This window comes from Holdemania filiformis, from assembly GCF_003459085.1.
GTDB lineage: Bacteria > Bacillota_I > Bacilli_A > Erysipelotrichales > Erysipelotrichaceae > Holdemania > Holdemania filiformis.
Genome location: NZ_QRUP01000015.1, coordinates 46,787 through 72,829, shown reverse-complemented (window position 1 = coordinate 72,829; position 26,043 = coordinate 46,787). Strand labels below are relative to the sequence as shown.

The following is a 26,043-nucleotide window of genomic DNA, read 5'->3' as shown; positions in this document are numbered from 1 at the left end:
GCTTACACCTTTTCCTTTACATTTTTACCGAGCAGTCCGGCCGGTTTGACGACCAGAATGATGATCAGGATGATGTAAACGACGGCATCCTTATATAAAGAACTGCCGTAGCCGCTGACCAGCGTTTCGACGATGCCGATGAAGAAGCCGCCGAACATCGCGCCGGGAATGATGCCGATCCCGCCGAAAACCGCGGCGATGAACGCCTTGACGCCCGGAAGCATACCCATCAGCGGATTGATGGAATTATAATACAGACCGACCAGCACGCCCGCCGCTCCGGCTAACGCCGAGCCGATCGCAAACGTATAGGAAATCGTCATATCGACGTTGACGCCCATCAGCCGCGCCGCGTCCGCATCCACTGAAACTGCGCGCATCGCCCGGCCGACCTTCGTCCTGCGCACGATGAACTGAAGCAGAAGCATCAGGCCGATTGTAATCGCGAAGATCGCGATCTGCTGGGTTGTGATCATCACGCCGCCGATCATGATCTTCTGGTTTGCCAGCACCTGCGGGAAGGTTTTGACGCCGGTGCCCATGACCTTCTGCGTGCTTGCCTCGAGAAAATAGCTGACGCCGATCGCCGTGATCAGCGCTGTAATCCGCGTTGCGTTGCGCAGCGGCTTGTACGCAATCCGCTCAATGATCACGCCGATCAAAGCGCAGATCCCCATCGCCGCCGCCAGCGCCGGGAAAAAGCCCATGCCTAACTGCGCCGTGCAGATAAATCCGATATACGCCCCCAGCATATAAATATCCCCATGGGCAAAGTTGATCAATTTAATGATGCCGTACACCATCGTGTACCCCAACGCGATCAGGGCATAGATGCTGCCCAGCGACAGCCCGTTGATCAGCTGCTGCAAAAACTGGGTCATAGTCCTCTCCTCCTCTTCTCAATGGGAAAAAATAGGAGAACTGCTTCCCCTATTTCTATCCGTTGTTGGGCTTTGCCCGTTAATCTAACTTCGGTGTAACCGCGACCGCGTCCGTCTGAACGCCGTCGACCAGATTAACGACCAATACCGGTTTGATCGGCGTGTGCGTCGCGTCAAACGTGAACGCACCGGTGACGCCGTCAAAGCTGATCTTCGTCAGCGCCGCCTGGACTGCCGGTCCGTCGGAGGATCCTGCTTCTTCAATGGCCTGAATCAAAACATTCGTCGCATCGTAAGCCAGCGCCGAGAACATATTCGGTTCTTCGTTGTATTCCGCTTTATAAGCGTCGATAAACGCCTGCAGCTTGTCCGAAGCGCCGACCGTCGTGTAGGCGGTCGTGAAATAAACGTCGTTCAGGTTCGCCGCGCCGCCCAGATCGACCAGCGTCGTGGAATCGAAACCGTCAGAACCGGTAATCGTCTGATCCAGTCCCATTTCCCGCGCCTGCTTGATGATCAGACCTGCTTCATTGTAATACCCTGGAATATACAGGACGTCGAAGTCCATTCCCTTGATCTTGGTCAGGACGGAGGAGAAATCCGTATCCTTGCTGACATAGTTTTCCTTGCCGACGATCGTTCCGCCCAGCTTGGTAAACTGTTTTTCAAAAGCTTCTGACAACCCCTTGGCATAATCGGTTGTGGAATCGCCGTAAATGACAGCTTTGGTCTTGCCCAGCGTATCATAAGCATACTGCGCCATCGCCGCACCCTGATAGGAATCTTCAAAGCAGACGCGGTAAACATAATCGTAAGCTGCGCTGGACGCATCGTCCGGATTGGTCAGCGTAACGTTGTTCTGCGTCGCGGACGGGGAAAGCACCGGAATCCTCGCGTCGTTTAAAATCTGATAAGAAGCTGCGCTGCGTCCCGAGGTTGCCGGACCGACAACGCCCGCTACGCCGTCGGAAGCCAGCTGCGCTGCTATCGTTACCGCTTCCGAAGTATCCGATTTATCATCATATTTAATATAGCCATATTTTTCACTGCCGGCTGCCGCGTTGGCCTGCTTAATCGCCAACAATGAGCCGTTCAGCTCCGCCTTGCCATAATCCGCTACTTCGCCGGTCAGCTCGTAGTGCAGACCAATCTTCACAGCCCCCGCAGCGTCTGTGCCTGAACCCCCCGCTTCCGGTGTTGCCGTACCGCTGTTTCCGGATCCGGAATTTCCGCATCCAGCCATGGAAACCGCCATCATCAAGGCTGCGGCGCCCATGAATACTTTCTTCATTGTGTTCATCATTTCATCTCCCGTTTCTTTCTAAAACCGCTTGGTAAAAGGTTATAGTGTTTTTATTATAGCGCTGCCGTTTTCTGATTACAACCTATTTTTTCATTTTTACAATCATTTTTCATGAAACAATTTACAATTTTGTTAAGACTTTGAATCTTTTTTTCTTTTCTTCTTCCAGCTTTTGCAATATCACTTATAATGAAAGAAACAGAAGGAGTGAGCTTCAATGACACAGGATGTTCAATGGATAAGGAAGGCGCTAATCCAATGGAAAGAATACGATGCGTTACAAAAAGAAATTGAAACTTTGCGGATTGAACTGTTGGCCGCCGACTACGAAGCAGAGCACGCTTCCGGCTGGTTCACGGCGAAAAAGAAACAGGCTCTGATTGAGAAACGGGATATTCTCCAGGCTCGTCTGTCGCCATTGGAGAAGAATCTCCAAGGTTTATCCCTCGCTTCACTGCGCAGTCTTGCCGATCAATCTCAACTATTGAACAATAAACACCCCTCCGCGACTACCGAGAGGCTGGTGGAAATTCTCAATTTCGCGGCCCGGACCGAGTTTTATTACACGGCATTAACCGAACTGGACAGTGCCCTGAACGAATGCTTTGTGGAACAGATCAACGTCCATGATCAAGCCGCTATCACGAATAAAACGATTAATTTGTCGCCCGTGCTGCCGTTTCTGCCTGCTTTTCTCGATCATGACGCGCGCTACCGAAATCAACTGCACGAGTTCAATCAAAAATCATTCCTGGCTCAGCCGCTGCGTCTTCACCAGGTTGATTTCGCAAGGATATCCGTGATGGATCGGCGGAGCGAGCTGCGTTTTCTCGGCAAGCAGTGCCAGCCTTTAAAAGCAGAACTCCAAACGATCCTGCGAAAGCTGGAAGATCGAGCGATCTGTTTAATTTCCGAACCAGCTGGTCCAAGAAAAGAAAATTAACAAAACTTTACCCTCACAATGCTTGACCCTATCGTTTTTTCGACTTTTATTCTTCCTTATATAATAGGTATCTCTCCTGATTTTTTTGCCGCAAAGAATCAGAGGAATACTCCGCTTGCGGATTCCCCTTTTTCTCCTTCGAATTTTCAAAGTATGTCCTGTCCTCTCTGCAAAGTCATTTTCCAGCGCTGGTCTCCACAATCTGTTCCGCACATTCTTGTCAAAAATCAGAAGTCTTGTTATAATATCAAGGCATGCGCGTGTGGCGAAATTGGTAGACGCACCAGACTTAGGATCTGGCGGTTCATCCATGGGGGTTCGAGTCCCTTCACGCGCACCAGATAGAAATAAAGAGGCTGCAGTACAAAAGGAATTCCTGAGTGCTGCGGCCTTTTTGAATATAAAACAAGTAATCTAACGTATTGTAATTTTATGTAAATGTAAGGCTAACCTCATTTAAGCACAAAATTTCACTTTATAATTTTTGATTTTTCATCGTTGCTTTTAGAAACAAATAAGCTTGACCCGTATGAGGATATATGGGAAGATAATATTAAATTTATCAACAATTTTTATCTTATCTTCATTTAATTTATTGTATCCTCTGCAGCCTATTTTCACGCTATTTTATATGGACATCTTTCATAAAGTTGGATTTTACCCTTTGGAGGAATAATATGAAGAAAAATGTTTTAACCATTATGTCTGCGCTGATATTAGTGTGTTGTTTTTTTATCTATCATTTCTCAAAAGAACTATTAATTCAAAATAGTCATCAAGTTCCGCAATCACAAATAAACAAAAAAATTAGTGCTGAAAGGAATACTCAGCAAAACAAGATCTACAGGGTTATGAAACAGAACAGGGTGTTCCCCGAAGCTATAAATGAGGATCATCGCGATAATACAAATAGGCTTAAGCTGGATCCTTTATACACTGAAAACAGCTTACTGGAGTTGAATGAATTTTACTTTGATCAGAATTTTATAAAATCAGATAATATAATTCTTTACGAATATGAAAGTGAAGTATACTATCGCGGACTAAGTGGAAACTTACTTTGTTATGACGGAACAGAAACGCATGTAATTTTAAATGAATCAATTACCAATTTATATGGTAATTGCAATCTTTTAACTTGCTTATTGGAAGAAAAAGAAGAAATCGTAATTCTTGATCTAAAAGAAAAGCAATACAATAGCTTTCAGTATACCCTTCCTTTTAACAAAGAAGATTGTTATCTAGGGTGTCTTTACCACATCGCTAACGATTCCTTCACAGTATATAATTTAACAGACCGGGATTACCTTTATGTTTTAGAAAATGGTGTTCTAACTAAAATGCTTAATGAAGTATCCAATGTCGATTATCCCATGGCAGCCTATTTTGAGATAGAAGATTCCTCTTATCGATTATATAATCATGATGCATCTTGCGATTTATATGAAAATAACATTTTAATAGATTCTTCCATAAGCGACTTACAAGTTGTGGATACCAACATTTATTACTTAAAAAATATGAATGAATATGGAGGTTATCTGGTAGAAAATTATTTGATGAAATATGATGTTCAAAGTAAAGAAATAACTAAAATAACGAATATGCCGGTGATCTCTTTCTTGGCAACGGAGACAGGAATTTATTATTCTCTGGATCCAACTTGTTTTAAAGAAAAGCCAACGGGTGTGGAAAATACTGATGAACTCAGGATGAAAGAAAACCAAGGTGTTTATTATTCAAGTAACCAAGGAAAAGAAACGAAAATTTCAAATGATCTTTATTCAGGTTTTCAGGTATGCCAATATGGCTTAATGGCTATAACGCCAAGAGAAGATAGGATTGAGCTTCATTTAATTGATGATCCGTTAATTATTTTAGACACAATCTCCGCGTCTTCACAAAATGTCTGGAATCAATACAGATGGAAATACAATGAAAATTTCTAAAAAGCTTATTAAATTAAAATTTGAGTATGAAATCAATCAGGCTCGTAAACCAGCTTTGAATTCCGCAGGCATTCGTATAGCTCCCGATACGTCGGCTCGTCATACCATTCGATAAACCACTCATTAAAATACCAGTCCAGCGCATGCTTGTATTGATCGCTGATGTATTCCGGATAGACCTGATCCATTTCTTCGATCATCGCCTGAACCTCCGCTTCAGATGCCGGCTGATACTGATCATAATGGAGCACATGCTTCATCGGCAGGCGTCCGCGCGTCTGTTTCGGGTCTCGATCCGAATACCCCAGTACGACCTGAATCACCGGGAAGCAATATTCCTCCGGTAGATTCAGAAGCTTCATGATTTCCTTGGGATGATGCCGGTGCGAGAAGTTAGTCATCAACGAGTCGATGCCCAGTGCTTTCGCCGCGACTACCGCGGTCTGCGCCGCCGCGAAGACATCGCCCAGCATGATGAAGAAGTTATACAGCCGATGCAGCGGTTGATATTGATCATAACCCAAAGCCTTCGCACAGCGCAGAATCCGGGTCTGGTCAATCGCATAGACAAGACACGTCGCTGCCTTGCCCTGGGATTCCCCGCCTGTGATCGTATTGAGAACTTCCGGATCCGTGACGACGATGACGGAATAATCGGTCAGATTGTCGCTGTTGGCCGCTTTCATACTGTGCTGCACGATCGTTTCGATATCCTCGCGGGATACCGGTTTCTCATTAAAATTCCAATGTACGGACCGCAGTGATTCCAGTGTTTTTAACGTTTCATTTTCCATAACGTTCTGTCTCCTCATAATTTTTTAGAATTCTTCTCAACTTGTTTTCAAATTGGAGGATCTCAGCTTCCGTCAATCCAGCGTAAATGATCGCGTTGTTTTCCTCCGCCCCCCTCGTCGTAAGCCCCTGCTGCGACCTCGCTTTGTCCGTCAGCCGGATCCGGATGTGGCGGCTGCACCAAAAAAGAAACTGCGAACATCGGTTGTTTGACATCCGTTCCTTCAACTTTTCCTGTAAAAAAACGGACGGCCCGCCGCGTTTCACGCTCACCGTCAGTTTTTAATTTCACTTTTATTCACCCAGAGTCTTGCGTTCAGTAAGTTTCAGGTTTGATTTTCTGCGCACTGACCTCGTCAAGATATAAAACCGCGTGCGGGTGCGTCCTTAAAATACTGGCCGGACAGGCGGTGGTTACCGGCCCGTTCATTGCCTTGTCGATCGCCGCGATCTTGGTTTTGCCCGGCACCATGCCATACAGCTGGCCCACGCGCATCAACACCGGAATCGTCAGCGTAAACGCCTGGCGCGGAACCTCATCCAGCGAAGCGAAGCAGCCGTCGTTGACCTGCTGCTGCCGGCACACAGGATCCAGCTCCACCAGTTTAACGATCTTCGGATCGTCAAAGTCGGCAACCGGCGGATCGTTAAAAGCCAGATGTCCGTTCTCCCCGATGCCGTAGATGCACAGCTCCGGCTTCGCCGCTTCCAGCAGCGCCCCATAGCGCAGGCATTCCTGCTCAGGATCAGCCGCCTGACAATCGAACAAATGAATCTGCTTCAGCGGAACCCGGTCATACAGAGAACGTTTTAAAAACGCTCCAAAGCCTTGCGGTGCTTGCGGATCGATGCCGACATATTCATCCATATTGAAAGCTGTGATCCGCTCCCAGGGAATTGCTTCCTGTCCCAGCGCTTCCAAAAATTCATTCTGCGAAGGCGCCGAGGCAAAAATAATGCTGATTTCCGGACGGGTCTCAAGTAATTCGTTGATCGCCCCGGCGACTTCCGCCGCGGCCTGCCGCCCTAACTCCTGACGGGTTTCAAAGATTTTAACCGTGAGTTTTTCTTTCTTCGTCATTCGCATGATGAATCCTCCCTCTCATCCAAAACAATTTTTCCATTTTTCATAATGAAAATTGGCGTCAGATCCTCATTTAAAAGCAGACAATCCGCATCATATCCCGCTTCAATCCGGCCTTTGTTTTTTAAGCCCATGATTTCAGCCGGCGTTTTCGTCGCCATTTTCACAGCGTCGCGCAGCGGAATGTTGCAGCGCTGCACGGCAATCCGGACAACCTGGCTCATCGAGCTGACGCTGCCGGCAAAGGATTCAAAACCCGGCATCCACGCGACGCCGTCGCGAACGATCACGCGATGATCGCTGTCCTTTGCGCCCAGGACATACTCTCCCTCTGGCAGTCCGGCAGCCCGCATGGAATCCGTGATCAGACACACTTTATCCGCCCCTTTGCAGCGGTAAGCCAGCTCCGCCAGCGCTGGCGGCAGATGCATCCCGTCGGTGATCAGCTCAGCGGTCGTGTCTTCCATCAGGTACGCCGATTCGACTAACCCGCCGTACCGTCTTCCCTGACGGCGATGGACGCTGCTCATACAGGAATACAGATGCGTGTAATGCGTGAATCCCCAGCGATTGGCTTCGATCGCCTGATCCGTATCCGTATCACTGTGCGCGTACGCGACAAGAATTCCCCGCTGGCGGCAGGCCCGGGCAAAAGCTTCCGCCCCCGCCAGTTCGCTGGCCGCGCTCCAACGGCCGATCAGATCGCCGTATTTTTCCAGAATTTCACCATATTCCGCCGGGTCGGGACAGCGCAGATATGCTTCCGGCTGCGCTCCTTTTTGAGATGGCGCAAAATACGGGCCTTCCAGATGGACGCACGGCATATCCGCACGGCCGTCCTTGTGCTTATCCGTCTTCGCGAAAACCTCCAGGAAATTCATCGTCGCTTCCCGGCTGCCGGCCAGGGACGTCGGGATGATCGTTGTCGCCCCCTGCATCAGATGTGCGCGGGCAATGTTTTCCATCGCTTCCTCGCTGCAGTCCATGAAGTCGTACCCCATCATCCCATGCGTGTGAATGTCGATAAACCCCGGGCAAAGATAAGCGCCGCGGGCGTCGATAATTTCACAATCTGCGTTCTCACCGGGATCAGAAATAAACCGTCCCTGATCCACCGTCACAGTTTGTCCCTCCACAATGCCGCGGTCCGTAATCTGCCGGGCATGAATAATTTTAAGCATCGTTTGCCTCCATTCTTTGCTTGCACTCCTGGTTTCATCGTCCTGAAAATTAAGAAAATGAGTACGCTAACGGATGAACTTAGTCGCTGCCGTTGCCTTCCGCCGCAAAAATAAACCAACGATCATTGATGAAAATCTCGATTGTCCCTTCCACTGCGATTTGATATTCGTATCCGGTGCCGAAATTGGATTGATCGTCGACTGTCGGTTTTTCATCAGCGCTGACCGTGGAAGTGATTTTTCCAGCCCTCGTCCCGCTATGGTTTTCGGCCTGACTTTCGTTTCCCGTGTCCCGATACAGCGTGCCCTCAACCCTCACCATCGGAACTAAATCCGGTTTCTCCGCCATTCCTGAAGCTTCAGGATGGACAGCGCAGCTTGCGAGGGTGAGCAGCAAGACGAGCGCGGCAAAAGAAATAATTTTTTTCATAATCTGCACCTTTCAACGGAATCTTTCTTTTTTTACATTCATAGTTTAGATCATTATATCATATCCCGCAGGCGGCCATTCCTTACCTTACTGTTTTATCTTCACAAAAATGCTCCGCCGTTCATCAGATTTCCGCTTTGCTTGCCGGAATTTCCAAATCCATTCCCTCCGCTTCTTTCAGAGCTTGAAATTCCTACCCAGGGGCGTATAATACTTTCATGACTTAAGGGGGAACTTTTTACTGTGAAAAAATCTTACGCCGTGGATATGGTCAACGGTCCGCTGTTGAGCCGCATCCTCATCTACGCCTTTCCTTTGATTTTATCCGGCGTTCTGCAGCTGTTATTCAATGCCGCGGATATCGTTGTCGTCGGAAAGTTCACCGGCAGCCACGCGTTGGCCGCCGTCGGCTCCACCAGCGCTTTGATCAATCTGTTAGTCAACCTGTTTATCGGCATCTCGATCGGCACCAACGTCATGGTCGCCCGCTATTGCGGAGCGCGGGACTGGCAGAACTGCGAAGACACCGTTCACACCTCGATCGCCATTTCCATCATCGGCGGCATTCTGATGATCTTTGTCGGCATTCTGTTCGCTCGTCCGTTATTAGAACTGATGGGCACGCCGGCTGATGTCATCACGCATTCCGTACTGTATATGCGGATTTATTTCCTGGGCATGCCGGCATTTATGATTTACAACTTCGGCGCGGCGATTCTGCGCGCGATCGGCGATACGAAACGGCCGCTGTATTTTTTGACTGTCGCGGGGATCGTCAACGTCATCTTCAACCTGTTCTTCGTCATCGTCTTCCGCATGGGCGTCGCCGGCGTCGCGATCGCAACGGTGATCTCCCAGGTGATTTCCGCGGTTCTGATCCTGATGTGTCTGTTGAAAATGGACGGCATGTGCCGGCTGCATAAAGATAAGATCAAGCTGCACGGCGATAAAGTCAAAGAAATGCTGCGGATTGGAATTCCGGCCGGCCTGCAGGGCATCGTGTTCAGCATTTCCAACGTGCTGATTCAGTCGTCGGTCAACTCCTTCGGTTCGATCGTCATGGCCGGCAACACCGCTGCCAGCAATATCGAGGGTTTTGTCTACACCGCGATGAACGCGATTTACCAGACCTCGCTGAGCTTCACCAGCCAGAACCTCGGGGCCGGCAACACCGCGCGGATTAAGAAAATCCTGTTAACCTGCCTGGGGATCGTGACTGTGATCGGTCTGGTGCTGGGCCAGGGCGCTTACCTGCTCGGCCGGCCGCTGCTCTCCATTTATTCCTCCGATCCAGCCGTCGTCGATTTCGGAATGATCCGGCTTTCAATTGTCAGCGCGACGTATTTCCTGTGCGGATTGATGGACGTCTGCTGCGGAAGCATCCGCGGCTTAGGCTATTCGATCATGCCGATGCTTGTGTCGCTGACCGGCGCGTGCGCCTTCCGCGTGCTGTGGATCTTTACAGTTTTCCAGGTTGAGCATACGCTTTTCAGTCTGTATATCTCCTACCCGATTTCCTGGATTCTGACCTTTGTTGTACATCTTCTTTGTTTCGCTTACGCTTACCGCAAAATGATGAAAAGCAGGCTGGATTCCCAGCCCGTCAACGCCTGAAGCGACGGAAGACCGGCTTTCCGGCAAGTCTGATTGAAAATTTTCATAATTTGATCACGATCTTAGACTACACAATTTTTAAAATGTGTGGTCTTTTCTTTTATGCCAAACATTTTTTTAATTTTTCATCAAAAGAAGACTTTACTTGACACCCTGAACACGTTAAAGTATTAGCGTCTGGTTTTCCTTAATGAGATGTCCTGACATCCTGAACCAGAAGAATCAGAGTTGAAAATAAGTGGGGGACTTTGTTATGAAAACAATCATTACAACTGAAAGCTGTTCTGACATCCCGGTTTCCATGTTGGAAAAATTAAATGTTCCAATGGTACCTTTCAGCGTCAACTTTCCGGACCGGACTGTGCTCGACGGCGAGCTTCCGATTCAGGAAATTTACGATTTTTATGAAGCCACACGGCAGATCCCGAAAACCTGCGCGGTCAGCCCGTATCAATACAGTGAATTTTTCAACAGGCTGTTAGAGGATCCGGAGGTGGAGATCGTTCACATCGGTTATTCCTCGGCCTGTTCCTGTTCGTTCCAGAATGCGCTCATCAGCCTGCAGGACTGCGACGAAAAGCGAATCCATCTGGTCGACTGCCTGAACGTTTCCGGCGGCTTCGGCTTGTTGACGCTCAAAGCGGTTGAGCTGCATACGCGCAATCCCCAGTGGAGCGCCGCGGAACTGGCTGACGAGATCCGCAAATGGGTGCCGCGGATTAAGACGTTGTTCATTCCGGAAAAGCTGGACTTCCTGGCAGCCGGCGGCCGTGTCAGCAACGCGGCGGCATTGGGAGCGTCCCTGCTTCGGATCAAGCCGCGGATCGACATCCTGAAGGGTGAGCTGATCAATACTAAAAAGTATTACGGCACGATGAAAAAGGCGGCGTCGCAGATGGTTGAGGATTTCCTCAGCGAGGAACCGCTGGACCGCACGATGGCGCTGATCATCTATGCCAAAGGTGCGGATCCGGATATCCTGGAACGGATGCGCCAGCGTGTGCTGAACGATGGTTTCCAGGAAGTGTTGGTCTTTGAGCTGGGCGCGGTCATGACCGTGCACGGCGGCAAGGGCGCGATGGGAATCACCGGCTTCCGCCGCGAGGCGGCCTAAGCTTCCGTCTTGATAAGGGCAGGCGGGAACCTGAGTTCAATCCTGTCAAACCGCAGACAAAACCGGAATTCAATACGCGGACTTCCGATCTTTCCTGACTAAATACCGGAAAGCTGCGAAGCTTTTTCCATTCCTGATCCAACCGGGCGCCGGCCCGGTTTTATTTATGCTTTCCCGGCGTTGGCCGGATGCTCAGCGCACCTGTCCGGTTGTTTTCAATTTGACCTGTTTTTGACTTCCAATCCGTAAAATTATGAATTTTGATGAAAAAATCGATCATTTTCCGATCAATTCCCATTCTGCGGATTTCCGCGTTCGTTTACCGGAATTAAGCTTTTATTCCCTATAAATTGCAGTATAATGAAAGTAACATACACCTGGCAAGGCTGATCGGGTGACTGCCCTATTGGAGCGCCGCGGTTGAATAAAGAAAGCGGTATCGTTATGAAAAGCAATAAGATTTCGTATTCCACCCGTTTTTTACTCATTCCTTTAATCCTTTCCTTAATCCTGACCGGGATTCTTTCGTTATTCACCATCCGCAATCTCCAGGGCAACGCCCGTGTCATTAACTATACCGGAATTGTCCGGGGCGCGACGCAGCGGCTTGTCAAGCAAGAGCTGAATCATCAGGCTGACGACGCGATGATTGAGAAAATCGACGTATTGTTGACGGAATTGGAAACCGGCCACGGCCCTGACTCGTTGATTCGGTTAAATGACGAACCATTCCAGAATCAGATTCTGCGGATGCAGGACGCCTGGAAACAGGTAAAAGCCGCGATTTACGACTTCCGCGCAGGCGCTTCCTCTGATCAGCTTTACGCCTTGAGCGAAACCTATTTCGATCTGGCCAACGACGCGGTCAGCTTCGCTGAAGCCTATACCGAAGCCAGCGTCCACCGGGCTCAGATTTCCTTGCTTTTAGTCAACGTCTTCTTTCTTCTGATTACGCTGGCGCTGTTGTATTTCAGCCACATTCAGCACAAACGGCAGAAACGATTGGAACAGGAAGAAATGGAAACCCGCCGCCGGCAGGAGGAATTAGATCAGCTCAACCGCGAGCTGCAGGCGCCGATGAATGAAATCAGTGAATTGATTTACATCTCGGATCCGGAAACCTATGATTTATTATTTATAAATGAAAGCGGCCGCAAGGCATTCGGCTGTGATTCCATCGAAGGGAAAAAATGCTACAAGGTGCTGCAGGGTCTGGATCACCCCTGTCCCTTCTGCACTAATTCCAGGCTGAAGGATAATGAAACGTACAGCTGGGAAATCAACAACGCGCTGACGCACCGCCATTACCTGCTTAAAGACCGGATTGTGACGTGGAACGGACGGCGGGCGCGGTTGGAAATTGCGTTTGACACAACCAAGAGCGAAGAAGAAAAACAGCGCTTAAAAACGATGTTGGATAATGAAAAGCTGATCGTCAACTGCGTCCGCGAATTGTATGAGGACGAAATGCTGGAATCCGCGATCCCGGAAATGCTCCGGCGATTAGGCGAATTCATGGAAGCGGAACGCATTACCCTGTTCTCCCTGAGTCCGGTCCGGCTGACGATTACTTCGCGCTGGTCGGGCGAAAAAGCTGCGGACATCGAAATGCTTTCCGATTTGAAAGTCCGGCCGTTCTACGCCCGGTGGATGAAACGGCTGCTTGAAGATGAATCTTACGTCGTTGAGAATGTGGAGCTGTTAAAAACATCGTTCCCTGACGAATATACCCTGTTGCGCGCTTACAACATTCAGCAGCTGATCATCCTTTCCCTTGAGGTGCGCGGCGAAGTTATCGACTGCATCTGCATTGATAATCCGGCTTCAGGCAAGCTTCAGAATTCGATCATCGTCCTGCAGACGCTGCGATACTTCCTTCTGCTGGCCCGGCACCGCGCGATGGACAAGGCAAAACTGGCGCAGCTCAGCTATACGGACAGTTTAACCGGCTTGTTCAACCGCAACCGCTACATCCAGGATTTAGACAAAAAAATTGCGGATCCGCAGCCGGTCGGCGTCTTGTTTGTCGATCTTAACGGATTAAAAGAAATCAACGATCAATTTGGTCATGACCGCGGCGATGAAGCGCTGCGGACCTGTTCCGATCACCTGCGGGCCTGTTTCGCTCCGGATTCCTGCTACCGCATCGGCGGCGATGAATTCGTCGTCTTGACGCACGATATCACGGAAGAGGAATTCTTCGGCCAGGTCCACCATCTGCGGCTGCGGCTGCAGAGCAACGCCAAGCTGCACCTGGCAATCGGCACTCACTGGGCGACGGGCGGATCCCAGCTTCCTTCCGCGATCAAAGCTGCGGATGAAAAGATGTATAAAGATAAGAAAGCTTATTATTACCACGCTTCGCAAAGCGGACGTTACCGGCATCATGCCGATGAAGTGCTGCCGTTAGCCAATTTAAACGTTTTGCGTCAAAAACTGAATGAAAGCCGCTTCCTCGTTTATTTCCAGCCGAAAATTGCGATCGACACCGGACTTCTGGTCGGCGCCGAAGCGCTGGTCCGGTATCAGCTGGATGAAAATCTGATCCTGGCGCCCAATGCTTTCATCCCGCTGCTGGAAGAAACCCAGACGATCAGCCAGATCGATTTCTTTGTGTTCGAATTTGTGTGTCTGCGGCTTCAAAAGTGGATCCGGGAAGGCCGGCCGATCTCGCCGGTTTCCGTCAATTTCTCCCGCTACACCGTTTTGGAAGAAACCTTCTGTCAGCGGCTGGCTGATCTCAGCGATCATTATCAAATCAGCCGTGATCTTTTGGAAATTGAAATTACAGAAAATGCGCTGGATGTCCGGGAAGAAGACCTGCGCAAAACCATCGACGCCGTGCGGCGATCCGGATTCAGCGTTTCAATCGACGATTTCGGTGTGGAGTTTTCCAATCTCTCATTATTCTCCGGCGCAGATTTCGATATCCTCAAGCTGGACCGCAGCTTAATCCAGGATATCGCCGTTAACGAAAAAGCGCGGGCGTTAATTCAGGCCATGAGCGACGTCTGCCTGAAAATGAAGATCAAGCTGGTCGCGGAAGGCGTAGAAACCGAGGAACAGCTGGGTATCCTGAATCAATGCCACGTCGGCATTGCGCAGGGCTTTCTGTTCTCCAAACCGATTCCCGTCGCGGATTACGAAACAAAATACTTGCCGTTTCCTCGATCATAAAGAGAAAAACACCCGGCATCAGTCAAGCTCCGCCACTGATCCACGCGCCGCTGCTTAAGCGGCTTCCGTGTGTCGGCTGCAGAGCTTTTTTACTATGTCCAACGCAAAAACGCAGCGTTGCCGCTGCGCTTCTGTTCTTTTACCCTGTCAGATTCTTTTCAGAATCGTTAAAATTCAGCGATCTCCTTTGTCCATAATCCGAACTTGAAAGAGAAAGCTGTCATTCCGCTTTTACAATTCAGTCTTAGTCATTTCCAATTCACGTTCGTGCTGTTCTTGTTTCATTTCCCAATGAATCAGGATGGATAACGCAACGCGCATCACGATGACCCCGCCAACCATCATCAGCTCGCTGACTTCTTCCAGCGCGATGGTTTTCAGGATCTCCGCGCCTAACAGAAAGGAAAGACCGGTAGAAAATCCTTTCAGCAGATCCAAAGCGACGTTGTCCTCTTTTTTGAACAGAGAAATTGCGCCCTTGCATCCAGCATAGATAATCATGATCAGCGCCAACAGCTCAAAAAATAAGACCGCGACTTCGCCGCCCTTTAAAATAAATTCTTTTAATTGTATCATCTTTCTCAACTCCGTCTTTTAGTTTACCATGACCGCTTGCGGATTCCAAGAGAAAGCGCTTAAATTCTAACATTATTTTCAGAAATTAAGGAGAGAAAAGCCAGGAATTAAGCCTGATTTCCAGAATTCATGTTGTATTTTTTCAATTTGTTGAATATAATTTTCATAGCTAAGCTGGGGATCTCCAATCCCCTCACAAATCCAATCTAATCTGATTCGATCATAAGAACGGATGTGAACAACATGCAGAGGAAAAGCCGGAAAAACAGCTCGCTGCTGATTCTTGGGACCTTGGTCTTCGCGGGCCTGATTTTCATATTATTCAGCACGTATCAAAGCTGGCTGAACGTTAAGTTTGAGCAGCAGGTCATGGAAAATTATACAGCCTATATCGAAAGCGAAGGCGTTCAGTTTTCAGGGACCGTCGATGATATCCAGGGAACGCTGCAGACGCTGGCCGCACTGCTGTCCCAGTCGCAGCCGGAACCGGAAAACGCCGCGCTGAACCCGGCGCTGTCTTTGTTATCCGGACAGAATGAGCACTTTGAAGTGCAGTGGCGGTCGCCGGAGGAAATTCAGCTTTCTTCCGCTCAGCGCGAACAGCTAATGCGGAATAAAACGATCATCACCGGCATCGAAACTCGAGATTCCGAACAATCCGTATTTTGCGTGCTGACGCCGGTCATCCGCGATCTTCAGCTGGAAGCGATCCTGCAAGCTTCCGTCGACGTCAACCGCTTGTTACAGAAAAGTCAGTCCGAGCGGATTCAGGCGCCGCTTAACAGCTGGATCGTGCTGCTTGACGGGTCTGTTCTCTACACAGCGAATTCCAACGAAAGCCATTATTCCAATCTCTACGCGCTGTTAGAAGGAAATTCTAATTCAGAAACCACCCTGCAGCAGATCCGCACCACCCTGCAGACCGGCAGTTCCGGCACATTTCGAATCCAGACGCACAAAGAAGGCGCTTTATATGTATCTTTAACCCCGTTAGCCGTTAACGGCTGGACACTCGTCAATTTTACCCACGCCAACGAAGCTTCAGAAAATTCCCGGCAGATCCTGCTTACTACAATGCGGATCGGCCTCTTTCTGATCCTGACGACCGCCGGGCTGGCCTATCTGTTCTACCTCATTCTCGCCCGCCAGCGCCGCCAGATGAATCTGGAACAGCGCCGCTATGCCTTTCTGTCGCGGTTTTCCGACACGCTGATCTTTGAATACGACGTAATCCAGGATACGCTGGAACTGACCGGCAACGCCCAGAAAATCCTGCCGGTGAAAGAATTATCCGCAAGCCATGTAAAAAAGAACCACGAATTGACACCATTTATCCACGCTGAGGATTTTTACAAAATTGAAGAAGCCTTCAAAAACGTCCATCGGTTTCAAGAATACGGCAGCGTGCAGCTGCGGATAAAGACGCGCGACGGCAGCTATCATTGGTTTAACTGTCAGTTTCAGGCGGTCTATGAGCGGTATCACCGCGAACCGGTGATGATCATCGGCAAGCTGACCGACATCCAGGAACAGAAATATATTGAACGTGAGCTGATTGAAAAGTCCAGCTATGACGGTCTGACCTCCGTCTTAAATAAGCGGGCCGCAGAACAACAGATTACAGAAGAACTGAGCGAAAACGCGGAAGGCTGCCTGTTTATGATCGACATTGACGACTTCAAAGTGATCAATGACGAGCTGGGGCATTTCGCCGGCGATCAGGTGCTGACCGCGGTCGGCACACTGCTAAAAACTTGTTTCCGTCAGAACGATTTAATCGGACGGATCGGCGGTGATGAATTTATCGTATTCCTGCATACCAGCGATCCGGCGGTTATCCATCAGAAAGTAAAGCAGCTTACCACGACGCTGCCGAAGCTGCTGCAGCGCGAACAGATCGACGCGGAGGTGACCTTGAGCATCGGCGCCGCCCTCAGTCAAGCCGGAGACACCTATCCAAGCTTATTCAGCCGGGCGGACCAGGCGATGTACTGCGCTAAACAACAGGGAAAGAACCAGTTCCATCTGGCTGAGGCTCACTCCGATTCCCGGGACAGGAAAGACAACGAATAGCGAAAATATAACTCGTAAGTGTTTTTATATTATCCTTATCTTTTGAGATCCACTTTCCTAATATAATAAAAACAGTTCTTCCTCAGATTCGAATAAAGATAAAAAGACCAGGCAGGATAACGCTTTAGTCAGCGTTTTATCCTGCCTGCTTCTGTATGGATCTTCTATACCAACCCTGAAAACAGCCTCTGCTGTTTTTATTTATTCTTTTAAATTTCATGACTTTCGTCGTATCCAATTAAGCAATCTTTCCTTACCCAAACTTCTTCCGGCATCATTAAAAGACTACCGCTCAGCCTGCAGCCGGTTGATTTCTTCACGCAGCGCCTGGATCCAGGCCTGCCTCTGGGAATCGGAAACCTGCGCCTCAGGACCATGCAGGATTGACTTCGGCGTCAGCCAGACCGGGCCGGGCTGCGGCGTATCGCCGGCATGGCGGGGAAACAGATGCCAGTGCATGTGAACACCCCGGCCGATTCCCAGCAGCTCATAATGCATTTTCTCAGCCTGAAAGACATTTGCGACCGCCTGGGCTGTCAGCACCATTTCTTCGAGAAACTTCGCCCGGAAATCTGGTTCCAGATCGAACAATTCCGTCGCGTGATGTTTGCATATCAACACCGTATAGCCGCGAATATACTGATCGTCCCCCAAGACGACATACCCGGTCGACAGTTCCGCGACCAGGTTGGGATTCTCCCCGCGCTCTGTTAACCGCAGCCGGGCGCAGACGTCGCACTCCTGATCCGTCAGCCGTACTGCTTCAAAATCATGTTCCCACATTCTTTGTCAGTTCCTCCTTAGGGCATCGCGGAGAGCGATTCCGGCCCCGCTTCCCTTCTGTTTCCAGATTACCGGCTTCCGCATAATAAAACAAGCGTCCTCCTCGAATCGTCAGAGAATTGTCAGAGAATTGACAGAAGGCAGACAGGAAAAAGTCCCGCAGCGCAGGACTTTCAGCTTTGCTTCTTATTTCCGGGTATAAACAGAAACGCCTTCTTTGATCGTTTCCAGTACCGCGATCGATCCGATTTCCTCAGCCGGACAGCTCAGCGGATTCTTTTCCAGAATCACCAGATCCGCCAGCTTGCCTTCCTCTAACGATCCCTTGCGGTCTTCCTCATGGTATTGCCAGGCGGCGTTGATCGTCACGGCCTGCAGTGCTTCCAGCGGCGTGATCCGCAATTCAGGATTGAGCGCTTGGCCGCCTTTCGTGACACGGCGGCAGGCGCATTCGACGCTTTCCAGCATATTCGGCATGATGACTGGCGTATCCTGATGCATCGTCACATTCAAGCCTTCGTCGATCGCCCAGCGCATCGGACTGATATTTCCGCCGCGCGGCTGTCCAAAGTTGCGCAGATGAATATCGCCCCAGTACCAGCAATGCGCGGTGAAGAACGACGCCGTCATATTCAGCGCTTTCATCCGCGGCAGCTGATCACGGCGAACCAGTTGGGCATGGATCATGACCGGACGCAACGCGGCAGCCTCCGGATGCCGGGCTTGCTGGCGCTGCGTACAGCGGATCAGCTGCTCCGCGGCTGCATCGCCGTTGCAATGCGTCAGCAGCTGCCAGTGATGCCCCATCGCTTCATCGATAAACGCGTCGACCTGATCATCAGTATAGACCGGATACCCGCAATACTGCGAATCAGCGCCCAGATAAGGCTCGCTCATCCAGGCCGTCCGCCCCTGCGGAGATCCGTCCAGAAAAATCTTGACGCCGCCTATCCGCAGCCGGTTCTGATAGCCTTGGGCATACTCCGGATGCTCGCCGATCAACGCTTCGTTATCCTTGAGATCCACGTAGCTGACAACGTCGACCTTGAGCCGTTTCCGTTCCGCCATCGCCTGCAGCACCGCCCAGTCCGGCCGTTTTGTAATCCCGTCCTGCACCGTGGTGATGCCGTAGGATAAGTATTTTTCCTGCGCCTGATCGAGCTGATCCAGCAGCTGATCAAGATCCGGAGCCGCAAATCCCCGCGACAGCAGCGTGAACGCGGTTTCTTCCAGGTATCCATTCGGTTTTTGACTGCCCGCTTCCCGGCCGATCTTGCCGCCTTCCGGATCCGGCGTGGACGCGTCGATCCCCAGCTGCTTCAGCGCCGCGGAATTCACAACGCCCATGTGTCCGGAAGCATGGGCGATCAAGATCGGATGCGACTCGCTCACCGCGTCAAGCTCCGCGCGCGTCGGGTGCCGTTTTTCAGTTAAGAAGTTATGATCGTAGCCGAAACCCTGAACCCAGGTTCCTTCCGGCAACTGCCGCTCGCCGATGAAATCCTTAATTTTCCGCTGCAGTTCGCCGATCGAGGATACGTCGTCAAAATGCACGAGATTCACGGTCTGCGCCAGCGCCGTGATGTGGCTGTGAGGATCGATGAATCCCGGAAGCAGCGCATGCCCCGCCAAATCCCGTTCTTCCAGTTTTTCCTGCGGGTGCGCTTTCTGCCATATCCGCGCCTGTGCTAACGAACCCACCATCGCGATTCGTCCATCCTTTTCAATTAACGTCTCCGCGGTCTGATCGCCGTTCATCGTCACCATCACACCGTTTTTATACAACACTGCCATACCGCAACCTTCTTTCTTTTGTCTTTATTATACCCTTCCTTTTCTTTTCCTCGATAGGCATTTTCAGGCTTTTGTCAATCGCGGGGAGATTTGCTTTCTTTCATTCCTTATTTGTTCTATAATAGGTAAGAATTCAAGCGCAGGGAAGGGAGGGGATCGTATGCTTACCAATAAATTCAGCAGTGCTTCTTCCTTATTAACCGGGATCTTTTTTATTGTTCTGGGTGCGTTGTTTTTCACAGAGTATTCGAAGATCTGGACCTTGATCTATATTTTATTCATGATCGGTTTTCTGTGGATCGGACTCAATCAAATTCTGCGGGCGTTGAATAATAAGCAAAAAGCCAGTCTGAATCTGTCGACGATGCTGACCAGTCTGTTATGTGTCGGCCTGGCGGTCTACACGTTCTTCAATCCGGGCTTGTTCTTCAAGTTTATTCATTACGTTATCGGCTGGTGGGCGCTGCTGAACGCCGCAATCCAGTTTATTAATTTCTACGTCTATCGCCGGGATTGCCTGAAAGGCACCTATGTCCTGTTCTTAAAAGGTCTGGCGGACGCTGTCTTCGCGGCGATGTTGATGCTGAAACCGATCAACAAGCTGTGGATCGTCGCCTATATTGCCGGGGCCTATCTGATTTTCTACGGCGGCGTCACGGTTTTGGAGGCGTTGAAGGATTTATTAAGCGCGGGCATGAGCGTCAAAATCCGCGAACATCTGCGCATCTCCATCCCCGTTTTAATCTCAGCGATCATTCCGCAGCGCTTCTTCCTGTCGATCAACGCGCTGATCAAAACGAACAAGCTGAATCCGGACGCGCAGGTTGCGCCGCAGGCCAGCACAGATCTGGAAGTGTTTATCTACCTGAAAGAATCGGGGCCGGAATCGCTGGGACATGTCGACATCAGCTTTCAGGGTAAAATCTATTCCTACGGCTGCCATGATCCGCATCACCGCGGTCTGTTCGGCACGCTGGGCGACGGCGTGCTGGTCGTATCCGACCGGGAAACATTTTTAAAACACGCGCTGAAATCCGAGGACAAAACGATTATCAGCTATGGTCTGACGTTAAACGAGAGTCAGAAAGCCATGCTTCAAAAACGCATCGACGCGATGATGGAACGCGCCTACACCTGGCGGCCGGACGCCCAGCTGTTAGCCGAGGGGGAAACGGCTGAAGGCGAAGCCAAGGATTACGCGTCACGCGTCTGGAATGCAACGCACGCGCACATGTATAAGTTTGCCAATGGAAAATTCAAGACCTATTTCGTCTTCAGCACCAACTGCGTTCTGTTGGCGGATGAGCTGCTTCATTGCAAGGAGCTGGATCTGATTCCGATCGGCGGTATCGTTACCCCGGGCACCTATCTGGAATTTCTCAACACGGAATATCTGCGGCCGGGCGGCATGGTCGTCGAACGGACAATCTACAAGCGGACCCGCGGCAAGGGCGGCGAGCATGGCAGCTCGTTTGGTTCCTCGCTTTCGTCCTCTTAAAACTCATTTACGCTGATTCTTCTTATACGGAAAACCCACCGGTTCCAGGCCGGCTCCGGTTTCCGTTTTTTTTATTTTCCCGCATGATTTCCGCAGAAAAAGAGCGAAACCAGGCAGATCCGCCGTAAGAAAACAAACCTTGGATTTTCTCCTCTTTGTCCCGGAATTCTCATCGACGCGCTGCCGGATCTTCGGCTTTTCCCCGGCAAAGCGAAAGAAAAAAGCCGATATTCCTCATTTGTTATAAGATGCGTCAGATTCTGAACCAAATCCGCTTATTTAATACTAATATTAGTATTTATTCAACTATTTCAATGTTATACTTTAATTCAGAATATAACGTCTTCTAATCTCGTAGGCTGCGGAAACCTCTGAATCTCCGTCCTGTTTACGTTCCCTCCGGCTTTTCTGATTTCAGCCCGGCTTTGGCTTTAACGCCTTTCCGGGCAGCGGCCGCGGCCGCAACACCCGTTTTTGAAAATGAAGGTGAACCGTATGAAATATAAGAAACAATCCGTCGCTTTCGTCCTGGGGATGATCCTGCTGCTGGTGGGAACCGGCAGCCTGATGGTCGCCGCGATGGGTCAAATCAAAGAAAAAATGAACATCAGCGCCAACACAACGCTGTTAAATTCAACGCGGATGATCTCCGACAGTCTGCTTAATAATTTTTCCAGCGATCAGCAGCAGCTGGAAACCTGTGCGAATTTGTTCAGCCGGATTGATACCGGACAAGCCCCGGACATCGTCCGGGCGCTGGCTGAATATACGGACGCCACCGCCTTTTTTCGTTTTTACTTTATCGGTGCGGACGGTCAGGGCTGGGATTCAACCGGCGCCGGGCTTTCACCGCGGGATTTAAGCTTTGACGAGATCGCGTTAAGCCAGGGAAAAACCGGATATTCCGACGCTTATATCGGAGCCAGCGGCCGCCTGCAGATCACCTTTCAGACACCGGTGTGGATCGATGGTGAACAGGCCGGCGCTTTGTATGCGGATAAAACGATGGCTAACTATCACAGCCCTTCCCTGTTCACGTTCAGCGGCGGCGCCGGCAGCGCGTATGTCGTCCAGGCTGACGACGGGGCCTGGATTATTGATAGTTCCGCCAGTGGCACCGACGACCTGTACACATTTCTGGAAAAGCAGCGCAACGATCCGGCTGTATCCTCCGCGCTGAAAAATCTGATTGCGGAAAAACGCTCCGGAACAATCCGGATCCATTATCGTCAGCAAGACAGTTTTCTATGCTTTATTCCGCTTGACTGCAGCCATCCCTGGTATTTAATTTCCATCCTGCCGCAGAATATCCTGCAGCAGGAATCCGCTGAAATCCTGCAGCTGATTTCCTTTGCGCTGGCTGGATTATTAGTCGCGCTGGTCTTGATCACCGTTCTTCTGTTAAGCCGGCAGGCGTCGAGCAGCCGCGAACAGGAACGAAAACGCCGCGAGCAGCTGTTTCAGATCATTTCCGAGAATGTTGATTTTGCCTTTCTGTTATATACGCCGTCAAAACGCAAGGTGGAGATGCTTTCCGAAAACGTCCGCGTTTTGTTCAACATTGAACCGGACGACGCCGTCCAACATCCGGAACGTTTATTTTTGAGCTGCGGGATGCCGGAGCAGGATCCGGCCGGCCACGCATTTTTAAACGGGCAGCTAAACCAGCGGCAGCGCTGTGAATATCAACAGGGCACCGCAAACGAGCTGCAGCGTTGGATTGAGATTTATTTCATTCCCGTTCACGCCGATCAATATCTCGCTGTCCTGCACGAAACGACGCCGGAGCATCACATGCGCCAGGATCTGGCCGACGCGCTGCGGCAGTCGCAGGAAAACAACCAGGCCCGCACCGTCTTTTTCTCTTCGATGTCGCATGATATCCGCACGCCGATGAACGGGATTATCGGAATGACGACAATCGCGCAGGCGCATCTGAACGAACCGGAGAAAGTGGCGCACTGCCTGGATAAAATCAGCCTGGCTTCCCAGCATCTGCTGGATTTGATCAACGAAGTACTCGACATGTCGCGGATTGAAAGCGGCAAGATCAGCTTGAAAAAGGAGTCCGTTAACCTGTCCCAGCTCATCTCGGACGTTCTGATTCTGGTCAAGCCGGACCTGACGAAGAAACGCCAGACGCTGCATATCCGATCCAGCGCGCTGGACTATGACACGGTGATCGGCGATATCCTGCATCTTCAGAAAATCCTGTTAAACCTGTTGTCTAATGCTGTTAAATACACACCGCCGGATCAGGATATCACGATCGGCCTCCATGAAGAACCGGACGGAGATGATAAAATCAAGGTGATTTTCACCGTTGAAGATACTGGAATCGGCATGACGCCGGAATTCTTGAGCCGGATCTTTACCCCGTTTGAGCGGGCCCAGGACAGCCGTATCAGCCAGATTTCCGGCACCGGCCTGGGCATGGCCATCACTAAAAATATTGTTGACATGATGTCCGGAACCATTCAGGTGGAAAGTCAGCTGGGAGTTGGCTCCAAATTCACCGTGACGCTGCCGCTGTCCACAGCGCAAACACCCCAGCTCCAGGAAGCGGCGCTGGCTGGCTGCCGGATCCTGGTCGTTGATGATGACCAGGACACGTGCGAAGGTCTCCGCGCAATGCTGGAAGTTGAAAAAGTCCAGGTCACCTGCGCCAATACCGGGCAGCAGGGAATTGACGCCGCCCTGCTTGCCCATCAGGAAGGCAAGGATTATTTAGGAATCATCATGGACTGGAGAATGGACGATCTCAATGGAATTGAAGCCGCGCGCAGAATTCGCGCCCAGATTTCAGATGAAATCCCGATCATCCTTCTTTCCGCCTACAATTGGGAAGACGTCGAGCAGGAAGCGCTGGATGCGGGCATCGACGGTTTTCTGACAAAACCGATCTTCCGGAACGAGCTGATTGAAAAGTTGTCCCGGGCGCTGACCCGGAATCATCCGGATTCCGAAACAGCTGAAGAAACTCAAAATAACCGCGGTCCCGCTGAAGACTTCAGCGGTATGCGCGTTCTCCTGGCTGAGGATAACGAATTAAACCGGGAAATTGTCATTGAACTGTTAAACAGCTGCGGAATCAAGCTGACCTGCGCACAAAACGGACAACAGGCGCTCGATCTGGTCCGGGAACAGCCGGCGGACGCCTTCGATTTGATTTTAATGGATATTCACATGCCGGAAATGAACGGCTATGAGGCCACCGAAGCCATCCGCAATCTGGCAGATCCGGCCAAAGCCGCTCTGCCGATCATCGCGATGACCGCCGACGCGTTTGAAGAGGACGTGCAGAAATGCATCGCCGCCGGCATGAACGGGCATATCGCCAAGCCGATTGAGTATTCCTTATTGTTTGAAACACTCCGCCGTTATCAGCCGGATGAACAGCCATCAACAAATCCAAGAAATGAGGACAAGGATCATGAGTATCAAAGCTAAGCTTTACAAAGTCACCGCGGCGCTGACCGCGCTCTGTCTGATCTCCAGCTGTTCCACGAAACCGAACGGGCCGGAAGTCTATCTCGATGATAAAAATGAAGAAATTGTCATTACGTTGTTTGCCCAGGGCGAAACCATTTCCAGCTTGATCCAGCAATGCTTCAACGAAATCATCAACGCCGAACAGACAAAAACATTTATTCTTTACAGCGACAGCGCCAATTTTTACGCCGATGAGGGCTTGTCCTACCGCGAGCTTTTGTTGAAACGAATGGAAAGCGGGGAGGCCGACGATCTGTATATCATCCCGGCCGAGGACGTCCTTGAATTTGATCGGAAAGGGTATATCTACGACCTGGCCCAAATGGATTTTGTCCACAATCTTTCGGAAGCGGCATTAAATCAAAGCATCTATGATGGCAAAGTGTTCTCCCTGCCGCTAAGCTATACGGCATTCGGCTTTCTCTGGAATGTCGACCTGCTTCATCAATTCGGCTTGGAAGTTCCGGAAAATCTGTCAGAATTTCTCGCTGTCTGTGAAACGCTGAAGCAAAATGGAATTGTGCCCTACGGCTCAAATATGGATTACGGACTCAGCCTTTTAGCGATGGGAGCCGGTCTGGCGCCGTTGTATCGGGGTGAGAATCCAGAGCAGAAACTGGCGCAGCTGACGGAAGGAACTCTGCCGATCAGCACGTATATGCGCGCGGGCTTTACCTTCTTAAAAATGATGATTGACAACGGCTATCTGGATATTGAGCAGGCGCTCAGCACCCAGCCCAACAGCGAAGAAGAGAGAAACCGGTTCCGTGACGGCCAATGCGCGTTTATCAGTACGATTTGCCGGGGATCCGCCTTCTCAGAGGATTATCCTTTTGAAATGGTCATGACGGCGATGCCGGTATTGGAAGAAGGCGCCATCTGCGTGGTCGGCGCCGACCAGCGGCTGGCCGTGAATCCCAATTCAAAGCATTTAGATGAAGCTTTGGCTGCGGTGGAAGCGTTGGGCACTGTCGAAACCCTCAACGAATTCGCCCGGCTGCAGCGCAAGACCTCCTCAGCCCGCGGCAATGAAGCAGCCACGCTGCCGCAGGCCGCGCCGCTGATTTCCAGTCTGACCGCGGATGAACAAATTCCAAACCAGGATTTCTCACTGCATTTCAACACCTGGAATACAATCAAGGAATTGTGTGTCAAGCTGGGCGAAGGCGCAAGCGTCGACGCCGTGTGTGAAGAATACGATACGCTGCAGCTGCAGGAAATCGCAACCTATCCGGGACAATAACAAAGCTTCCCTGCCGATCTTATTTACAATCTTTTGCGGCAGAAGCTTTCACTCTGTCTCCTCCATAACTCTTTGATAAACAAAAGACCTGAATGAGGGCCGCATCGCTAAGGCGC

At 50.4% G+C, this 26,043-nt stretch carries 19 protein-coding genes and 1 tRNA gene; 10 read left to right on the top strand and 10 right to left on the bottom strand.

What is annotated here, in order from left to right; translation table 11 throughout:
* Positions 1 to 2: 2 nt before the first annotated feature.
* The gene (locus tag DWY25_RS12230; RefSeq protein ID WP_117895457.1) at positions 3 to 881 is read right to left on the bottom strand and encodes a branched-chain amino acid ABC transporter permease; all 879 of its coding nucleotides are present in this window, start codon (positions 879 to 881) and stop codon (positions 3 to 5) included.
* A 79-nt stretch (positions 882 to 960) separates the two neighbouring features.
* Positions 961 to 2,181, bottom strand: coding sequence for an ABC transporter substrate-binding protein (locus tag DWY25_RS12225; protein WP_244925975.1), 1,221 nt, complete (start codon positions 2,179 to 2,181; stop codon positions 961 to 963).
* A 220-nt stretch (positions 2,182 to 2,401) separates the two neighbouring features.
* Here DWY25_RS12225 and DWY25_RS12220 point away from each other — a divergent pair, with 220 nt between their 5' ends.
* The 3 genes from DWY25_RS12220 to DWY25_RS12210 all read left to right on the top strand — a co-directional run bounded on the left by DWY25_RS12220 (position 2,402) and on the right by DWY25_RS12210 (position 5,076).
* Positions 2,402 to 3,127, top strand: a complete 726-nt coding sequence (locus tag DWY25_RS12220; protein WP_117895455.1) for a hypothetical protein — start codon at positions 2,402 to 2,404, stop codon at positions 3,125 to 3,127.
* A gap of 256 nt (positions 3,128 to 3,383) precedes the next feature.
* Positions 3,384 to 3,467 (top strand) — tRNA-Leu (locus DWY25_RS12215).
* 337 nt (positions 3,468 to 3,804) lie between these two features.
* Positions 3,805 to 5,076, top strand: a complete 1,272-nt coding sequence (locus tag DWY25_RS12210; RefSeq protein WP_117895454.1) for a hypothetical protein — start codon at positions 3,805 to 3,807, stop codon at positions 5,074 to 5,076.
* Between the two features lie 32 nt (positions 5,077 to 5,108).
* Here the strand turns inward: DWY25_RS12210 and DWY25_RS12205 are convergent, their stop codons facing one another.
* The 5 genes from DWY25_RS12205 to DWY25_RS12185 form a co-directional block, all read right to left on the bottom strand.
* Positions 5,109 to 5,870, bottom strand: coding sequence for a nitroreductase family protein (locus DWY25_RS12205; protein WP_181981810.1), 762 nt, complete (start codon positions 5,868 to 5,870; stop codon positions 5,109 to 5,111).
* A gap of 62 nt (positions 5,871 to 5,932) precedes the next feature.
* On the bottom strand, positions 5,933 to 6,160 hold the full coding sequence (locus tag DWY25_RS17760; RefSeq protein WP_181981809.1) for a hypothetical protein: 228 nt from the start codon (positions 6,158 to 6,160) through the stop codon (positions 5,933 to 5,935).
* A gap of 24 nt (positions 6,161 to 6,184) precedes the next feature.
* Positions 6,185 to 6,955, bottom strand: a complete 771-nt coding sequence (locus tag DWY25_RS12195) for a glucosamine-6-phosphate deaminase (RefSeq protein WP_244925974.1) — start codon at positions 6,953 to 6,955, stop codon at positions 6,185 to 6,187.
* Positions 6,946 to 8,133, bottom strand: coding sequence for an N-acetylglucosamine-6-phosphate deacetylase (gene nagA, locus DWY25_RS12190; protein ID WP_117895452.1), 1,188 nt, complete (start codon positions 8,131 to 8,133; stop codon positions 6,946 to 6,948). Before nagA ends, DWY25_RS12195 begins: the two co-directional genes overlap by 10 nt.
* A 79-nt stretch (positions 8,134 to 8,212) precedes the next feature.
* Positions 8,213 to 8,563: a hypothetical protein gene (locus DWY25_RS12185; RefSeq protein ID WP_117895451.1), complete on the bottom strand. Its 351-nt coding sequence runs from the start codon at positions 8,561 to 8,563 to the stop codon at positions 8,213 to 8,215.
* Positions 8,564 to 8,806: 243 nt separating this feature from the next.
* Here DWY25_RS12185 and DWY25_RS12180 point away from each other — a divergent pair, with 243 nt between their 5' ends.
* The 3 genes from DWY25_RS12180 to DWY25_RS12170 all read left to right on the top strand — a co-directional run bounded on the left by DWY25_RS12180 (position 8,807) and on the right by DWY25_RS12170 (position 14,468).
* Positions 8,807 to 10,177: an MATE family efflux transporter gene (locus tag DWY25_RS12180; protein WP_117895450.1), complete on the top strand. Its 1,371-nt coding sequence runs from the start codon at positions 8,807 to 8,809 to the stop codon at positions 10,175 to 10,177.
* A 253-nt stretch (positions 10,178 to 10,430) separates the two neighbouring features.
* Positions 10,431 to 11,291 carry a DegV family protein gene (locus DWY25_RS12175; RefSeq protein WP_117895449.1) on the top strand — a complete coding sequence of 287 codons (861 nt, stop codon included), beginning with the start codon at positions 10,431 to 10,433 and terminating at the stop codon, positions 11,289 to 11,291.
* A 444-nt stretch (positions 11,292 to 11,735) separates the two neighbouring features.
* A complete protein-coding gene (locus DWY25_RS12170) occupies positions 11,736 to 14,468 on the top strand; it encodes a putative bifunctional diguanylate cyclase/phosphodiesterase (RefSeq protein ID WP_117895448.1) in 2,733 nt (910 codons plus the stop codon).
* A gap of 231 nt (positions 14,469 to 14,699) precedes the next feature.
* Here DWY25_RS12170 and DWY25_RS12165 read toward each other — a convergent pair whose 3' ends face one another.
* Positions 14,700 to 15,044: a DUF1622 domain-containing protein gene (locus tag DWY25_RS12165; RefSeq protein ID WP_117895447.1), complete on the bottom strand. Its 345-nt coding sequence runs from the start codon at positions 15,042 to 15,044 to the stop codon at positions 14,700 to 14,702.
* Between the two features lie 243 nt (positions 15,045 to 15,287).
* Between DWY25_RS12165 and DWY25_RS12160 the strand changes: the two genes are divergently transcribed.
* Positions 15,288 to 17,117 (top strand): GGDEF domain-containing protein, encoded by a 1,830-nt coding sequence (locus DWY25_RS12160; protein WP_117895446.1) that lies wholly within the window; start codon positions 15,288 to 15,290, stop codon positions 17,115 to 17,117.
* A 285-nt stretch (positions 17,118 to 17,402) separates the two neighbouring features.
* Here the strand turns inward: DWY25_RS12160 and DWY25_RS12155 are convergent, their stop codons facing one another.
* Both DWY25_RS12155 and DWY25_RS12150 read right to left on the bottom strand, forming a co-directional pair.
* The gene (locus DWY25_RS12155) at positions 17,403 to 17,900 is read right to left on the bottom strand and encodes an HIT family protein (RefSeq protein ID WP_117895445.1); all 498 of its coding nucleotides are present in this window, start codon (positions 17,898 to 17,900) and stop codon (positions 17,403 to 17,405) included.
* A gap of 186 nt (positions 17,901 to 18,086) precedes the next feature.
* Complete coding sequence (locus DWY25_RS12150) at positions 18,087 to 19,694, bottom strand: amidohydrolase (protein WP_117895444.1); 1,608 nt, start codon at positions 19,692 to 19,694, stop codon at positions 18,087 to 18,089.
* 160 nt (positions 19,695 to 19,854) lie between these two features.
* Here DWY25_RS12150 and DWY25_RS12145 point away from each other — a divergent pair, with 160 nt between their 5' ends.
* From DWY25_RS12145 to DWY25_RS12135, 3 genes are all read left to right on the top strand, one after another.
* Positions 19,855 to 21,192, top strand: a complete 1,338-nt coding sequence (locus tag DWY25_RS12145; protein WP_117895443.1) for an HdeD family acid-resistance protein — start codon at positions 19,855 to 19,857, stop codon at positions 21,190 to 21,192.
* 495 nt (positions 21,193 to 21,687) lie between these two features.
* Positions 21,688 to 24,642: a response regulator gene (locus DWY25_RS12140; protein ID WP_181981808.1), complete on the top strand. Its 2,955-nt coding sequence runs from the start codon at positions 21,688 to 21,690 to the stop codon at positions 24,640 to 24,642.
* Positions 24,626 to 25,927 carry an ABC transporter substrate-binding protein gene (locus DWY25_RS12135; protein WP_117895441.1) on the top strand — a complete coding sequence of 434 codons (1,302 nt, stop codon included), beginning with the start codon at positions 24,626 to 24,628 and terminating at the stop codon, positions 25,925 to 25,927. Before DWY25_RS12140 ends, DWY25_RS12135 begins: the two co-directional genes overlap by 17 nt.
* Positions 25,928 to 26,043: the final 116 nt, after the last annotated feature.

Coding starts and splice junctions, on each gene's coding strand:
- DWY25_RS12195 (WP_244925974.1), bottom strand. CDS start 6,955: ATGCGAATGACGAAGAAAGAAAAACTCACGGTTAAAATCTTTGAAACC.
- DWY25_RS12185 (WP_117895451.1), bottom strand. CDS start 8,563: ATGAAAAAAATTATTTCTTTTGCCGCGCTCGTCTTGCTGCTCACCCTC.
- DWY25_RS12170 (WP_117895448.1), top strand. CDS start 11,736: ATGAAAAGCAATAAGATTTCGTATTCCACCCGTTTTTTACTCATTCCT.
- DWY25_RS12140 (WP_181981808.1), top strand. CDS start 21,688: ATGAAATATAAGAAACAATCCGTCGCTTTCGTCCTGGGGATGATCCTG.
- DWY25_RS12205 (WP_181981810.1), bottom strand. CDS start 5,870: ATGGAAAATGAAACGTTAAAAACACTGGAATCACTGCGGTCCGTACAT.
- DWY25_RS12210 (WP_117895454.1), top strand. CDS start 3,805: ATGAAGAAAAATGTTTTAACCATTATGTCTGCGCTGATATTAGTGTGT.
- DWY25_RS12135 (WP_117895441.1), top strand. CDS start 24,626: ATGAGTATCAAAGCTAAGCTTTACAAAGTCACCGCGGCGCTGACCGCG.
- DWY25_RS12230 (WP_117895457.1), bottom strand. CDS start 881: ATGACCCAGTTTTTGCAGCAGCTGATCAACGGGCTGTCGCTGGGCAGC.
- DWY25_RS12220 (WP_117895455.1), top strand. CDS start 2,402: ATGACACAGGATGTTCAATGGATAAGGAAGGCGCTAATCCAATGGAAA.
- DWY25_RS12150 (WP_117895444.1), bottom strand. CDS start 19,694: ATGGCAGTGTTGTATAAAAACGGTGTGATGGTGACGATGAACGGCGAT.
- DWY25_RS12175 (WP_117895449.1), top strand. CDS start 10,431: ATGAAAACAATCATTACAACTGAAAGCTGTTCTGACATCCCGGTTTCC.
- nagA (WP_117895452.1), bottom strand. CDS start 8,133: ATGCTTAAAATTATTCATGCCCGGCAGATTACGGACCGCGGCATTGTG.
- DWY25_RS12155 (WP_117895445.1), bottom strand. CDS start 17,900: ATGTGGGAACATGATTTTGAAGCAGTACGGCTGACGGATCAGGAGTGC.
- DWY25_RS12165 (WP_117895447.1), bottom strand. CDS start 15,044: ATGATACAATTAAAAGAATTTATTTTAAAGGGCGGCGAAGTCGCGGTC.
- DWY25_RS12160 (WP_117895446.1), top strand. CDS start 15,288: ATGCAGAGGAAAAGCCGGAAAAACAGCTCGCTGCTGATTCTTGGGACC.
- DWY25_RS12145 (WP_117895443.1), top strand. CDS start 19,855: ATGCTTACCAATAAATTCAGCAGTGCTTCTTCCTTATTAACCGGGATC.
- DWY25_RS12225 (WP_244925975.1), bottom strand. CDS start 2,181: ATGAACACAATGAAGAAAGTATTCATGGGCGCCGCAGCCTTGATGATG.